The organism is Bathymodiolus azoricus thioautotrophic gill symbiont (genome assembly GCF_001298715.1).
Lineage (GTDB): Bacteria > Pseudomonadota > Gammaproteobacteria > PS1 > Pseudothioglobaceae > Thiodubiliella.
In genome coordinates, this window is record NZ_CDSC02000150.1 from 1 (window position 1) to 14,910 (window position 14,910).

The 14,910-nt window shown below is 37.4% G+C and carries 16 protein-coding genes; 15 read left to right on the forward strand and 1 reads right to left on the reverse strand.

Annotated elements, in window-relative coordinates; translation table 11 throughout:
• Window positions 1-188: 188 nt before the first annotated feature.
• From BAZSYMA_RS03025 to BAZSYMA_RS03050, 6 genes are read left to right on the forward strand one after another with little or no spacing between them, the layout of a single operon-like run.
• Window positions 189-1,013 carry an AAA family ATPase gene (locus BAZSYMA_RS03025; protein ID WP_206599437.1) on the forward strand — a complete coding sequence of 275 codons (825 nt, stop codon included), beginning with the start codon at window positions 189-191 and terminating at the stop codon, window positions 1,011-1,013.
• A 24-nt stretch (window positions 1,014-1,037) separates the two neighbouring features.
• Window positions 1,038-1,229: a hypothetical protein gene (locus BAZSYMA_RS03030; protein ID WP_090715511.1), complete on the forward strand. Its 192-nt coding sequence runs from the start codon at window positions 1,038-1,040 to the stop codon at window positions 1,227-1,229.
• On the forward strand, window positions 1,210-1,629 hold the full coding sequence (locus BAZSYMA_RS03035; RefSeq protein ID WP_237731585.1) for a DUF4276 family protein: 420 nt from the start codon (window positions 1,210-1,212) through the stop codon (window positions 1,627-1,629). The genes BAZSYMA_RS03030 and BAZSYMA_RS03035 overlap by 20 nt, the downstream gene beginning before the upstream one ends.
• A gap of 58 nt (window positions 1,630-1,687) precedes the next feature.
• Entirely contained in the window at window positions 1,688-2,926 is a 1,239-nt protein-coding gene (locus tag BAZSYMA_RS03040) for an AAA family ATPase (protein WP_143243080.1), read from the forward strand.
• A 4-nt stretch (window positions 2,927-2,930) separates the two neighbouring features.
• On the forward strand, window positions 2,931-3,527 hold the full coding sequence (locus BAZSYMA_RS03045; RefSeq protein WP_090715517.1) for an RloB family protein: 597 nt from the start codon (window positions 2,931-2,933) through the stop codon (window positions 3,525-3,527).
• Window positions 3,528-3,529: 2 nt separating this feature from the next.
• On the forward strand, window positions 3,530-6,652 hold the full coding sequence (locus BAZSYMA_RS03050; protein WP_090715520.1) for a UvrD-helicase domain-containing protein: 3,123 nt from the start codon (window positions 3,530-3,532) through the stop codon (window positions 6,650-6,652).
• On the opposite strand, the gene thiE is transcribed toward BAZSYMA_RS03050, so the two are convergent.
• A complete protein-coding gene (thiE, locus tag BAZSYMA_RS03055) occupies window positions 6,649-7,227 on the reverse strand; it encodes a thiamine phosphate synthase (protein ID WP_273542793.1) in 579 nt (192 codons plus the stop codon). The genes BAZSYMA_RS03050 and thiE overlap by 4 nt on opposite strands.
• Between thiE and lptC the strand changes: the two genes are divergently transcribed.
• From lptC to BAZSYMA_RS03105, 9 genes are all read left to right on the forward strand, one after another.
• Window positions 7,213-8,145 carry an LPS export ABC transporter periplasmic protein LptC gene (lptC, locus tag BAZSYMA_RS03060; RefSeq protein WP_090715522.1) on the forward strand — a complete coding sequence of 311 codons (933 nt, stop codon included), beginning with the start codon at window positions 7,213-7,215 and terminating at the stop codon, window positions 8,143-8,145. The two genes, thiE and lptC, sit on opposite strands and share 15 nt — an antisense overlap.
• A complete protein-coding gene (gene lptA, locus BAZSYMA_RS03065) occupies window positions 8,138-8,623 on the forward strand; it encodes a lipopolysaccharide transport periplasmic protein LptA (RefSeq protein WP_090715524.1) in 486 nt (161 codons plus the stop codon). Before lptC ends, lptA begins: the two co-directional genes overlap by 8 nt.
• A gap of 108 nt (window positions 8,624-8,731) precedes the next feature.
• Window positions 8,732-9,940, forward strand: a complete 1,209-nt coding sequence (gene sat, locus BAZSYMA_RS03070) for a sulfate adenylyltransferase (protein WP_090715526.1) — start codon at window positions 8,732-8,734, stop codon at window positions 9,938-9,940.
• A 177-nt stretch (window positions 9,941-10,117) separates the two neighbouring features.
• The gene (locus BAZSYMA_RS03075) at window positions 10,118-10,882 is read left to right on the forward strand and encodes an adenylyl-sulfate reductase (protein ID WP_090715544.1); all 765 of its coding nucleotides are present in this window, start codon (window positions 10,118-10,120) and stop codon (window positions 10,880-10,882) included.
• A 35-nt stretch (window positions 10,883-10,917) separates the two neighbouring features.
• Window positions 10,918-11,397, forward strand: coding sequence for an adenylyl-sulfate reductase subunit beta (gene aprB, locus BAZSYMA_RS03080; RefSeq protein WP_090715528.1), 480 nt, complete (start codon window positions 10,918-10,920; stop codon window positions 11,395-11,397).
• Window positions 11,397-13,274, forward strand: coding sequence for an adenylyl-sulfate reductase subunit alpha (gene aprA / locus BAZSYMA_RS03085; RefSeq protein ID WP_090715530.1), 1,878 nt, complete (start codon window positions 11,397-11,399; stop codon window positions 13,272-13,274). The genes aprB and aprA overlap by 1 nt, the downstream gene beginning before the upstream one ends.
• A gap of 335 nt (window positions 13,275-13,609) precedes the next feature.
• On the forward strand, window positions 13,610-13,966 hold the full coding sequence (locus BAZSYMA_RS03095; protein WP_090715534.1) for a hypothetical protein: 357 nt from the start codon (window positions 13,610-13,612) through the stop codon (window positions 13,964-13,966).
• A 2-nt stretch (window positions 13,967-13,968) separates the two neighbouring features.
• Window positions 13,969-14,484: an FKBP-type peptidyl-prolyl cis-trans isomerase gene (locus tag BAZSYMA_RS03100; RefSeq protein WP_090715537.1), complete on the forward strand. Its 516-nt coding sequence runs from the start codon at window positions 13,969-13,971 to the stop codon at window positions 14,482-14,484.
• Between the two features lie 20 nt (window positions 14,485-14,504).
• Window positions 14,505-14,849: a hypothetical protein gene (locus tag BAZSYMA_RS03105; RefSeq protein ID WP_090715539.1), complete on the forward strand. Its 345-nt coding sequence runs from the start codon at window positions 14,505-14,507 to the stop codon at window positions 14,847-14,849.
• Window positions 14,850-14,910 lie beyond the last annotated feature (61 nt).

The window sequence follows — 14,910 nt, forward strand, 5'->3', positions numbered from 1 at the left end:
ACTTGTTTTTAACAAGAGCCATTAATGTTTTAATGGCTGCCTGTGCTTGGAATTTGAGAAAATGGCTGGTGATAGCCACTATTTTTTTGTTTTGGCAAAAACTGGGCTTATTTTTTGTAAAATACCTAAGGTTTTTTGTGGTGTTGGATAAAAAGCAGTTTTGTTGATTTGGATGGTTGGAAAAATGGGTGGTTTTGGTTTGGTTGGGGTGGGTTTTTAAGGGGCGACTAATTAAGGATAAGGATAATGACAGTCTGTTGATTCAATATGATGAAAGGTATTTTTATGGTGATAAAGTTGAAAGACCTTATCGTCCAATAACTTCAAACGCTTTAGAAAGCGATATTAAAAATAACAAAGAGCCAATTGTTGATTATTCCAGAACATATTTAAGGCAATGCAAGTTGTATCATTTTCATGATACCTCTGATACTGCAAAATTTAAATCATTTCAAGAGATTAATGCCAATGGTTTTTTGTGGAGTGATGCGGGTAATCTTGCACCGTTTTTATTGAAATTGAAAAAAGACTTTCAGGGTGATTATCAAAAAATTGTCCAAGCGGTGCAAACAGTTGCTCCTTATTTCCATGATTTTGATTTAAAAAAAGATGAAAACGAGGTTATTTTAAGATGGCATCATAAAAATGATTTAGAAGGATCTGGGTTCTCGGCACAAACTTTGTCTGATGGTACAGCGCGTTTTATTTGCATGGCAACGCTATTTTTACAACCCAAAGACCTGCGCCCTGCAACCATTGTGCTGGATGAACCAGAAATCGGCTTGCATCCAACAGCACTTGCTGTCTTGTCAGAAATTATTCAGGCAGTAGCAAACGCAAACGATGGTTCGCAAGTGATTATTTCCACCCAATCGGTTGAACTTGCTAATTATTTTGAGCCCGATGACTTTATTGTGGTGAATTATGATAATGGCAAATCAGAATTTAAAAGACTGGATAAAAAAGTTTTGGGAGATTGGATTGACACTTATCAAGTGGGGGGCTTGGAGTGAGGGTTTGCTGGGTGGTGAGCCGAAATGGTAAGACTGTTAATTTCAGTAGAAGGGCATTCGGAATATAAATTTACAAATGAGGTGATTGTTCCGCATTTGGCAGAGCATCGTGTTTTTGTGGACACACAAAACATGAAGAGCAATATTAGTATTGATAGGATCAGTCAAAAGTTAAATAACTTAATACACAATTACGATTCTACCAACCCTATATGATTTTTATGGCTTTAAGAGGGTAAGTGATAATGAAACCAAACAAACTTTAGAGGAAAAAATCAAACAAAGCATTAAAAAAGATCAACGAAATAAAATTATTCCCTACATTCAAATGTATGAATTTGAAGCGTTATTGTTTAGCGATAATGAAAAAATGGCAGCGGGGTTAGGTACATATAAAGATTGGATTGACGCTGTTTTAAGTGAGTTTGACGATATAGAAACCATTAACAATTCTAAAGAAACCGCGCCATCTAGGCGCATTAAAAAGCATGTACCACAGTACGGGAAAGTTCAGCATGCGCCCTTAATTCTAAAACAAATAGGATTAACAAAAATTAAGAGTAAATGTCAGGGCTTTAATGATTGGCTAACACAATTAGAAAATTTATCTAAATAAATTTGACTTTTTGACAAAAACTGTCAAAATATTAGTTTTATTATACTTTTTATTGATTATGTTGCTTGAATTTAGTGTCACTAACTTTCGTTCAATTAAAGACAAACAAACGCTGCGTTTGTTAAAAACCAAAAAAAATGAATTAACAAATAATTTCACCACAATTACCTTGTCTACAGGCAAAACACTGGATGTGTTAAATAGCGCCGTTATTTATGGGGCAAATGCCAGTGGTAAGTCTAATTTAGTGTTAGCTTTATGGTCTATGTTAAACATTATTAGAGGCTCTTTTGGTTACCAGCCCAATACAGGCGTTAAAAACATCGAGCCTTTCTTACTCGCTAAAGAATCTAAAAACCAACCCACAGAGTTTGAACTAGATTTGATTGATAATGGGGTTCGTTATGTGTATGGATTTTCAGCTACTGAGGATAAGATTATTGATGAATGGTTGTATCAATATCCCAAGGGTAGTCCGCAAAATCTGATTGATCGACAGTCAACAAGCCAATGGGGGACAATGAGCGCCCTCAAAGGTAAAAAGAAAACTTGGCAAGAGAACACCAAAGACAATTCATTGTTTTTATCAACAGCTGTGCAATTCAATAGTGAATCGTTACAGGTTGTTTTTTCTGCTGTTCAAAAGTTAACAGGGATGTTTGAGGCAGGCGATTTTGACTTTACTTGTTATCAAGCAAATGTGAGCAAGGAAAGTGCACAAGAAATTTTAGATCTTATGCAAGCATTTGATGTTGGTATTGAAAATTTTGTTGTATCTAAGGAAACAGCAGAGGAATCAAAAATTCCTGATGAAATGAAGGATATTTTAGTAAAAAAAGGTGAAGATTTATCAAAAATTAAGTTCTTTAAAGTGGAATCTCAACATGTGTCTGATGATGGCGATGTAGTGCCTTTTAATTTTAAAGAGCAGGAGTCAGAGGGGACGCAAAAACTATTTGGCCTCGCAGGGCCGTGGTTACGTGTTTTGGCAAAGGGCTACTGTTTGGTGGTGGATGAATTGCATAATAGTTTGCACCCAAAGTTGGTGGCATATTTAGTAAGCATGTTTCACAATCCAGAGATTAACAAACACGGTGCGCAACTTATTTTTGTTACTCATGAGACATCACTACTTAATCAAGATACATTTAGAAAAGATCAAGTGTGGTTTTGTGAAAAAGAAAACAATGCTACTGAGTTGTTTTCACTTGCTGATTTCAAAGTTAGAAAAGGTGTGGATAATTTAGAAAGCGCCTATCTTTCTGGTCGTTATGGCGCAGTCCCGTATTTAAAATAACGATATGGCAAAACGCAAAACAAAATCTGGTTATAACTGTAGAAAGAATGCGACAAGGGAATCTTATGATAGAGTTTTGATTGTTTGTGAGGGTAAAGAAACTGAAATCAATTATTTTAACAAATTGATTGAAGATTTAAAATTGAGTACCGTTAACATTGAGATATTAGATATTAAGCAGACAACACCAGACAGTTTGTTAAGAAAAGCAAAAGAACTTTATGAGGGTTCTATAGGAAAAGGAAACCCTTTTGATAGAGTTTATTGTGTTTTTGATAAAGATGGACATACAAAATATCAAGAGACTAAAAACACAATTGAGCAAATAAAAAAGCCAAAAGGCGTGTATTACTATGCTTTTTCAGAGCCTTGTTTTGAGTTTTGGCTATTACTTCATTTTACAAAAACTGATAGACCGTTTACTAATTTTGACGAACTTAGAAAAGACAAATATTTTAAAGAATATTTTCCAAATTACAAAAAATCAGAAATTATCTTTAATGATTTAAAAGCTAAAATACCAACCACGTGCCAAAATGCGAAAAATAACCCGCATACTAATGTCAATGAATTAGTAAACTATTTACAAAACATCAAGTAACGGTGAATGACCAAGCACAAAGAGATCAAGCCCTGGATATTAGCCAGTCTTTTATCGTTCAAGCCCCAGCGGGCTCAGGCAAAACAGAGTTATTAACGCAACGCTATTTAAAGTTGTTGTCAGTTTGTGATGAGCCTGAGAATATTATGGCAATGACATTCACCAATAAGGCGGTTGACGAGATGACTCAGCGTGTTTTATCTGCATTACAGTCTAGTTTTGACACCAAGCCAAAAGTGCCACACAAGCAAATAACTTACGAATTAGCATTGCAAGTGATGCAACGCTCGGATGAGAAAGAATGGGGGTTATTACAAAATCCAAAGCGATTAAAAATATCTACCATTGATGGGCTGTACAATCTGATTAACAATCGTTATCCTTTGCCATTACAACTCGTGCCACGCCAAATTATGGCTGAAAACTGGGCGCGTGATAATGCTTATCGATATGCGACTGAGCAAGTATTGCTGATGATTGATGATAAGCAGCAAGGCAGAGCAATTGCCGATTTGTTATTGCATTTGGATAACAATGTTGTCAGCTTTCAAAAGTTAGTCATGCAAATGTTGTCTAAGCGTGACCAATGGCTAACGCGTTTGTATAGAGAAGGTGCATTAAACCAAGAAGTATTGCAAAATAACGCCAAAGAAATTGTTGCGGCGCATCTTGAATATTTACAAGCGTTAGCAGAGCCACATTTTGACGCGAATTTCTTTGCGTTAATGTTAGTTAGTAATAACTTAGAATACAATAAGGTTAAGTTGTTGCCGTGTACTGGTTATGAGAATTTGGAAGCGTGGCACACAATTGCTGAATTTTGTCTAACCAAAAAGGGCACTTGGCGCAAGGTTTTGGAGGAAAAATTACCACCAGCATTGTTTAACCAAGAATTACAAGCAGCCTTGCAACAGTTGAGCTCTTTGCCGGATGTAGAATTCTCTCAAGCGCAGTCCAATATTTTACTAGCAATTGCCAAGGTGCTAAAGTTGAGTGTGGCGCATTTGAATGTGTATTTTGAGCAGGAACAAGCGCATGATTTTATTGAAGTAGCACTGAATGCCAATCAGGCGTTAGATGAAGAAAAAGGCGTAAGCGATATTGCTTTGTTTTTGGATTACAAAATTCAGCATTTATTGATTGATGAGTTTCAAGACACCTCAGCATCGCAATTTAATACCATTGAAAAATTGATTAACCAATGGCAAGATGGTGATGGCAAAACGCTATTTTTAGTGGGCGACCCGATGCAATCAATTTATAGGTTTAGAGAGTCACAAGTGGGTTTATTTTTGCAGGTAAGGGAAGAAGGTATTGCTAATATTCAACCAAGATCGTTAATATTAAGCACTAATTTTCGTTCTTCAAAAAGTGTTGTTGAGGGCAACAACAGACTCTTTAGTAAAATATTTCCAGAAAATAATGATGTGCACCAAGGCGCAATTTCGTATTCTAGGTCGCAATCAAATTCAAATGAAGAGGATAAAAATGCCATTGTTTTTCATCCTTTTGCACATGGTCAATCTTTGCTAGAGGCAAAATCAGTTAGTGAGATTGTTCAAACTTCTTTGCAGAATAATAAGAGCGGCACGATAGCCATCTTAGTGCGTGCTCGCTCACATTTAGAAAATATTGCACAACAACTTAAAGGCGACAATATCGATTTTGAGTCAGTTGAGATTACCAAATTGCAAAACCATTTATTAACGCGTGATTTATTTTCACTCACTAAAGCGCTATTACATTTAGGCGATAAGTTGGCATGGCTAAGTGTCTTACGCGCACCTTGGTGTGGACTTGTTTTAAACGATTTGTTAGTATTGTCTGAAAATGATGATTGTATTATTTATCAGCAACTGAGTGATGAGAGCATCTTGGCACAACTCAGCGAAGATGGGCAAAAACGAGCCAAACATTTGCATCACTGTTTGCAAGATGTTATTAACAATCAGGGGCGATTTAATTTTGTTGAATTGTTGAGTTATGCGCTTAATCAGTTAGGATTGATCAATGATGTATTATCAAATACCAAACTAGAAATTAAAAATGAGTTTTTAAAAATTATTCACAACTGTGAAACGCAACAAATGCTCAATATAAAAACCATTGAGAGTGCGATGAAAAACTTATATGCGCCAAGTGACAAGGCATTAGTTAAGTTAATGACTATCCACCAATCAAAGGGACTGGAATTTGATAGTGTCATTATTCCTAGTCTAGGTAAGGGCTCTCAAAGTAATGATAATGCGATAATGCAACTGCGTGAGTTTTCTAATAAATCTTTGCTATTAGCCCCTATCAAGCCAGCTGTTGATATGAATGAAAGTGCGACCTACATCTATCTAAAGTTTATTGAGTCACAACAAGATAAGTTTGAAACCATGCGCTTGTTGTATGTGGCAATGACCCGTGCTAAGTCAAACTTGCATTTGTTAGGTGCAGTCAATAAATCTGGCAATAGTATTAAAGGCGCTTTTTTGCATTTATTAATGCCATTTTATAAAAACCTTTTTGGAGGTATTGACAAGACACCTGATATGCTTGAAGGTGTCCAAGCGCCTTTATTAGAACGATTTTCTCAAATGAAAACACCAATCAATAAAACACCAGAACAAGGCGAATTTATTGAATACCAACAAAACTTTGAACGCTTATTTAAGAGTGCTTTAGGTACTTTGGTGCATCAATATTATGAGCAGGAATTATTCACACCGAGTATTGAAAATATTCGTAATCGCCTGATTGAGATTGGCGCATCACCTAAAGATATTGAGCGTTGGCAGATGTTTATTATCAAACTGTTGGATAACACTAAAAATGATGAAAAATTTGATTGGCTTTTTAAGCAAAGGGCATTATCACTAAATGAAGCCGAGTTTTTTTTGGACGGGCGTACAATCGTTATAGATAGATTGTTTATAGATGATGATGTTTTATGGGTAATTGATTATAAAATCGCCGAACCTGCGCAGAATGAACCGTTAGCAAGTTTTATTAAACGCCAACAAAAACAACACGCAAAGCAATTGCTATTTTACAAACAAGCAATGTCTGAGATTTATGCCTGTCCAGTGCGTTGTGCTTTGTATTGCCCTAGTGTTAGTCAGTTGATTGAAATAGCCTAATCCCACAAAGCAGCAATCATGGCCACTGCATTGCAGCCTGCGTTGAAAGCTTGTTGTTGATTATCAAAGTCAATACCACCAATGCCAACAATGGGAATATTTAACTGTTGTTTTGCTTGGGTGATAATGTTTAGCGTACATTGCGGGGCATCAGGTTTGGTGGCTGATGGGAATAATGCACCAAACGCCACATAGTTTGCACCTTGATTTTGTGCGCTTTGTGCTAAGTTAATATCGTTGTAGCATGACACACCAATAACAGCGTTTACCCCTAATTGTTCGCGTGCTTGCTGGATTGAGTCATCGTTTTTACCTAAATGCACGCCATCGGCAGAGATTTTTTTCGCTAGGTTAATATCATCATTGATGATAAATAAAGTATGATGTTTTAAGCAGAGTTGTTGTAGTTGTACGCTTTCGTTAAGTTGTGTTTGTACATCAGCTGTTTTGTGTCGGTATTGCAATAGTTTAATATTATGTTGCACGATAATTTTTTCAACAGTTTCAATGTTCAAGGCATGGTTTGGTGTTATGGCGTAGACACCACTTATTTTATTGTTATGATTAATTTTCACTTAAGACGAAATTTATTAGTTGTGGTTTTTATTATAGTGCCTATTGGTATTGTCTGGCTTTTTATAACGCTGGTTTCATCTATGTTCACATCTGATGATAATATAAACACAGATAAAATCACTAACTATATTGAAAAAATTGATAATTTTGCCTTGCAAGAATTTAATAGCAAACAACAACTTGTGCATTTTGTTGAAGCCAAAAACTATTTTAATTTTAAACAAGCCCCTGCCTTACTAATAGAGCCAACAGTTACCGCCTATAATGAAAAAGGTGAAGAATCCTACACCATGACTTCCAAGCGCGCTAATTATCTAGGCAATGGTGACATCAAGTTTAAGGGCAAAGTTGATATTAAATCCAATACAGGGATTGTTTATAAAATGCATGCTAAAGAACTGTCGGTAAACACCAAAACCAGTGACTTGATTAGTCAAAGAGAAATCACTTATTTTGATGAACATAGCAAAGTTCTTGCAGAAGGTATGACTATGATAGAGACAAAAGATAAAATGCAGTTGTGGGGAAAAATCAGTATCAGTCAGGACGGCGGGCAAGAGATATTTACTCGTGATTTAACGATTGACCAGTCAAACGCTCAAAAGCATTATTATTCTAAAAGAGATACTACCTATGTAGCAGATGGTAATAAAATTCATGCACAGGGCGTTGATATGAATATGAATAAGAATCTTGTGAAGTTGCTTAACACGATAAAAATCTTGCAGAAATCGGGGTCAATAATTAACACTAAAAATTTAGTCATTAACCAATCAAATAATAAAGAAATTTATAGCACCAAAGAAAAGGTACATTATCAATCTAGGACAGTAGATATTCATTCAACAGGGATGCATTTTAATGCCAAAGCTAAAAAAGTTAAGTTAACAGGTGGCGTAATAGGACATTATGAATAAGCTCATTTTCCTATTTTTGTCATTGCTGTCTTTTGCATTGCATGCATTAATTGGTGACTATAAAGCGCCTGTTGATGTGAAAGCACAAACTGTGCTCATTGATGAACCCCGTGGGTTTAGTACTTATACAGGCAATGCTAAAGTAACAAAAGGTTCTTTAGCGCTAAGCGCTGAAGAAATACAAATTTTTAGTGTTAAACAAGCAATCAGTAAGATAATTGCTAGAGGCAATAAGCAAAAATTGGCGCATTACAAACAGAACCAACCTAATCAAGCGCGTTCTGTTGAGGCGAATGCCCAGACTATTACCTATTTTATCGACAAGCAACTTGTGCGCCTTGAGGGTAATGCACATTTCGTTCAAGGCTTTGATTCTTTTAGTGGTGGCACTTTGAGTTACGACATTAAGAAAGATAAAATAGTTGCCAAGAAATCTAAGAACGGCACTCAGCGCGTTAAATTTAAAATTAAGTTGTAATGCTTTTCATATACCTCTTAGGAGGTATGAAGTAATATTACTATAAACGAAAGCGTTAAAAATCGCTATTGGTATAATTCTCTTTTTAAATTCAATATAGGATTAGACATGTCAAAATTAGTCCCACCACATGGTAGCGATACAATCAACGAATTAGCACTATCAGGCGATGCTTTAACAGCAGAGTTAGCAAGAGCGCAGTCACTACCAAAAATTACTTGTTCTTCTAGAGAGGAAGGTGATATTGTTATGTTGGGTATTGGCGGTTTCAATCCATTAGATGGTTTTATGGGTAAAGCCGATTGGAAAGGTGTTTGTGACAATATGACAATGACAAATGGTTTATTTTGGCCAATCCCTGTGACTTTGTCTACTAACGATGAAAATGTAAAAGCTGATGATGAGGTCGCTATTGTAAGTGGTAAGTCTGGCAATATTCTTGCAACAATGCAGGTAACTGAGAAGTATTCAATTGACAAGGCGCATGAGTGTGAAACAGTTTTTAAAACAACTGAAGATGCACACCCAGGTGTTGTAATGGTTATGGCACAGGGTGAATACAACCTTGCAGGACCGATTAAAGTATTGTCAGACGGTGGCTTCCCAGCAAAATTTGGTGACTTATATATGACACCCGCTGAGACGCGTGCTTATTTTGATAACAAGGGTTGGAAAACAATCGCAGCCTTTCAAACGCGCAACCCAATGCACCGTTCACACGAATACTTAGCGAAAATTGCTGTAGAGATTTGTGATGGCGTCATGATTCATTCAGTGTTAGGCGGACTTAAGGCAGGCGATATTCCAGCCGATGTGCGTTCAGAAGCAATTTCAGTATTAATTGATAACTATTTTGTTGATAACACGATATTACAATCTGGCTACCCATTAGATATGCGTTATGCAGGTCCGCGTGAAGCGTTATTACATGCATTATTTAGACAAAACTATGGCTGTTCACATCTAATTGTGGGTCGTGACCACGCAGGTGTTGATGACTACTATGGTCCATTTGATGCGCATAATATCTTTGACGAGATTCCAAGTGATGCATTGGTGACACAACCACTTAAAATTGACTGGACTTTTTGGTGTCATGAATGTGGCGGTATGTCTTCAATGAAGACTTGCCCACATGAAGCGAAGGATCGTGTTTTATTGTCGGGCACTAAAGTTCGTAAGATGCTTTCAGATGGTGAAGATTTACCAGAAGAGTTTTCGCGTCCTGAAGTGGCTAAGGTTCTGCAAGCTTACTATGCTAGCATTAAGGATGAAGATAAGGTAGAAATTAAATTGAGTGGACACTCAGCGAAGTAAGAAATAAATTTATTTTTTAAAATAAGTAAATATTAGTATATAATTGTTTGCTTGTTGACTTGATGATTTTTTAATGTGATTACACAACTGATTATACAAACCTAAAGGAGGGATGAAACTATGATCACCAACACACCAATCGCCGCGCTAAATGCGGCCGGTATGCCGTACGAAACAATGCAAACTTATGTCATGATAATGGTTGCACTTGTCATCGTTATGACAATAATGGATATGTTGCACAAAAAGAGCGCAAAGTTCTTCTTTGAAAGTGCAAATAAAGCAAAAGCAGATGCAGTAAATAAGTTGAGTGCTGGCGATAAAATCGGCATTGCAACTTCAACAATCGTAACAGATGTTGTTTCAGCTGGTGAATTTAAAAATCCAGTACGCCGTCTTGTTCACTTGTTGACTATGTATGGTTTTATTTTATTCAATGCAGCAACAGCTGTCATGATCTTTGGCGCAAATGGCGCTGATGCAACATTGACACAAGTATGGCATATTGGTGCGATTATGCTAGCTGTTGGTAGCGTTTGGTTTTGGTTTGTATTTAAAGTTGATGTTGCCGCCGAAGGTAACTCACCCTTTAACATTGACCTTAAAAGAGACGCATTTAGTTTGTCATTAATGGCAACTTCTATTACTGCGTTAATTTGGTCTTACAATGGTAATTCAGTGGGTTGGGAGTTTTTACTCGTTATCCTTTCTACTGTTTCGTTATTTGGTGGTGTTTACTGGTCTAAGTTTTCACACATGTTCTTCAAGCCATTTGCTGCTTATGATAAGCGTATTAGAAAGGCAGACGGTTCTGCTGAGAACTTACCAACGTTGAGCAGAGATGAGCCTGAACAACAAAAAAGACATTCTATGGAGTTGTTAGTAGACGCTCCAATGGATATGGGTCTTGGCATTAAGCGCGAAAAGCCAAACCATTACTAATTTTATAAACTAACTTAAAAGAAAGGAGAAATAATATGCCAACTTTTGTATATATGACTCGTTGTGATGGTTGTGGACATTGTGTAGATATCTGCCCATCTGACATTATGCATATCGATAAGAAATATCGTCGTGCACTAAACATTGAACCTAATATGTGTTGGGAGTGCTACTCATGTGTTAAAGCATGTCCACACCAAGCGATTGATGTTCGTGGCTATGCGGATTTTGCACCGCTAGGACACAGTGTTCGTGTAATCCGTGATGAAGAAAAAGGCACGATTGCATGGAAGATTAAATTTAGAGATGGTCGTGAGAAGAACTTCTTATCACCAATCACGACTAAGCCATGGGGTTCAGCAATTCCTGACTTCAGAAACGAAGCAGAGCCTAGCGATGAAATGCGACGCTCAGAGTTATTATCATTTGAGCCAGAGTCAATTCGTTTGGATGATGGTGGCTTACACACGTTAGAGTCTAACGGTTTGAAACTTAAAGAAGGAGTGTACTACTAATGAGCTACAAGACAATTATTGAAGACAACATTGATATTTTAGTTGTTGGTGCAGGTTTAGGTGGTACAGGTGCCGCTTATGAAGCAAGATACTGGGGCCGTGACAAGAAGGTTATAATTGCTGAGAAAGCAAACATTGACCGTTCTGGTGCGGTTGCTCAAGGTCTATATGCGATTAACTGTTATATGGGTACTCGTTGGGGTGAAAACAATCCTGAAGACCATGTGCGCTATGCGCGTATGGACTTGATGGGTATGGTTCGTGAAGACTTAGCTTTTGATATGGCGCGTCATGTTGACTCTGCAGTACATAAGTTTGAAGAGTGGGGTTTACCACTAATGAAAAATCCTGAAACAGGCTCATATATGCGTGAAGGTCGCTGGCAGATTATGATTCATGGTGAATCTTATAAGCCTATCGTTGCAGAAGCTGCAAAAGTGAATGCTGACAAGACATTTAACCGTATCATGGTAACACACTTATTAATGGACGATGTTCAAGAAAATCGTGTTGCAGGCGCTGTTGGTTTTAATGTGCGTACAGGTAACTACCATGTATTCAAATCTAAAACAGTAATCGTTGGTGCTGGTGGTGCGTCTAACATCTTTAAACCGCGTTCAGTGGGTGAAGGTGCAGGTCGTGTATGGTATGCGCCATGGTCTTCAGGTTCTGCTTATGCATTGCTCATTGAGGCTGGTGCTAAGATGACACAAATGGAAAACCGTATCGTTCTTGCTCGATTCAAAGACGGTTATGGCCCCGTTGGTGCATATTTCTTACACCTTAAGACTTATACGCAAAATGCTTATGGCGATGAGTATGAGTCAAAGTGGTTTCCAGAATTAGCAGAAAGAGTAGGCAAGGCGTATCTTGATACTGAAAATCAACATTTCTCTCATAAGCCAATTCCAACTTGTTTGCGTAACCATGCCTTTATTTCAGAAGTAGCTGCTGGTCGTGGTCCGATTCATATGGTAACTGTAGAAGCTTTCCAAGACCCTCATTTAGAAGAAGTAGGATGGGAAAACTTCCTAGGTATGACTGTTGGTCAAGCGGTATTATGGGCTGCAACAGACATTGACCCTAAATACATCAACCCTGAATTAACAACATCTGAGCCGTATGTAATGGGTTCACATGCTACAGGCTGTGGTGCATGGTGTTCAGGTCCTGAGGATATTTCAGGTAACATTCCTGAGTATTTCTGGGGCTATAATCGCATGATGACTGTGAATGGTTTATTTGGTGCAGGTGATGCAGTTGGTGGTACGCCACACGCATTCTCTTCAGGTTCATTTACTGAAGGTCGTTTGTCTGCGAAAGCTGCTTGTAAATATATTGATGATGGCAAGGCAGAAGGTATTGGCATTTCACAGAAGCAAATTGATGACCGTAAAGCTGAAATTTATAAACCATTAGAGACTTACACAGTGGGTCGTAACGAAATCGTTGGTGGCACTGTGTCTCCAAGTTACATATTACCAATGCCTGGCTTACAGCGTCTACAGAAGTTGATGGACGAGTATGCTGGTGGCGTAACAGTACAGTATATGACCAATGACAAGCTTTTAAATATGGGTCTTCATAAGTTGAAGATTTTAGAAGAAGATTTAGAAAAAGTGGGTGCAGAAGACATTCACCAGTTGTTGCGTGCTTGGGAGCTTAAGCACCGTCATCGTACTTCTGAGTGTGTGGTTCAGCATACTTTGTTCCGTGAGGAAACTCGCTGGCCTGGTTACTACTATCGTGGTGATAAGATGAAACTTGACGATAAAAATTGGCATGTTTTGACGACTTCACAGCGTAATCGTACTACCGGTGAATACAAGATGGAGAAACAACCCTTGTATCACTTAGTGGGTGATAGCGAGAAGTAGAAATCTTGCTTAACAAAGACTTTTAGAGACCTTTGTATAAATAGGGATGATTGGCAAAACCCAATTTTTGCTCAATTGGCGATTTCTTTAAACCTTGTCCTAGCAGAACTAAGGCTGGGTTTAAAAAATCGTCAAGTGGGTGAAAAGTGGGTTTCTGATGATTACTCCTATTTATGCAAAGGTCTCTTTTAATAAGTTTTTGTTGGAAACGATAAAAAACCAACATTTTTATGTTGGTTTTTTATTTTGTTTAAAAGAGACCTTTATATGCATTGAGTGGATGCTCAGTGTATATAGCAGTCTCAAAAAAAATAATTTAGCTAAAAATAAAAAAAATGAATATTATTGAAAAAACAGATGAAGAGATATTGGCAGTTGCTAATCCATTTTGGAATGATTTGGTCAAATACTCTAACAATAAAAATTATAGTGCGTTCACTCGAAATTTTTCTGAAGCAATGCTTCGTGGCGCCAATGAAATTGAAATGGGCAAACAATTTGCTCGCAGTAAGCTAACCAAGGGCTTGGAAAAAGACCCTGAGTATTTAGGTATGATTCGTCGTGGTGAGCATGTCACTGTGCTTTACAAGCAAACCAATAAGAATATGACGGGCAATGAATATCTCGGTCGTTTAGTGTTAGGCTATAACGAAGACAATGAGATTAAAATCTTTGGTGCTACTATTTTTTAGCAATGAGTAAAATGGTCATTGAAGATGGTAAATTTGTTGAATTGACTTATAAAGTCATTGATAAAAAAACCAAAGAAGTGTTATCTGAAGTGGAATTTCCACTTGGCTACATACAAGGGATTAGCGAAGTCTTGTCATCTGAGGTAACAGCAGAACTAGTGGGTCAAGAGCAAGGCGATGTGATTGAGTTACCCATTCATTGTGATGAAATTTATGGTCCTAGAGACGAGTCATTGGTTTTCACTGATCACATTGATAATGTGCCAGAGGAATACAGAAAAATTGGTATGAGCGTTACCATGGAAAATGAAGCCGGCGAGCCTAAAGATTTTATCGTTACTCGCGTTGATGCAAATTCAGTTACCGTTGATGGTAACAATCCAATGTGTGGCAGAGAAGTGGTTTTTATTTTACAAGTTGTTACGGTGCGCGAACCAACCGATGAAGAGGCCAGTGCTGGTGGCCCAATTAAAGATACGCCAGTGTTTGATATGCCAAATACTCGTAAAATTCACTAATTTTAAGGCATTTAATTATTATGGCAATAGACTTTACTCAATCTGAAATTGACATCATTAAAAAACACATTGATGAGCGCTGGCAAAAGAAAGACCATGGCGTGCATATGGGGGATATTGAAGTGGGGGGCGAAGAGAAACCAGTGGCAGTTTGGGAAGACGGTTACTACACTTTTGTTGTGCTCAAAATAGCAAAGGATAAGTATAAAAATATGTTTTATTTTATGCGTGACAAGCGTTTTGACACAGGCACTGACGAATATAGTGATTTGGATGAGTGCGTTGATTCTCTTATGAAAGCGCAGGCTGATTTTTCACTTTCAAAAAACACCAAAGGCTTAAAAGTAGAAATCAATAAAGAATAATTGACTATATTTTTAATGTAAAAAAATAGCCTTGATAAGGTGTAGCAATATCCTGAAAATC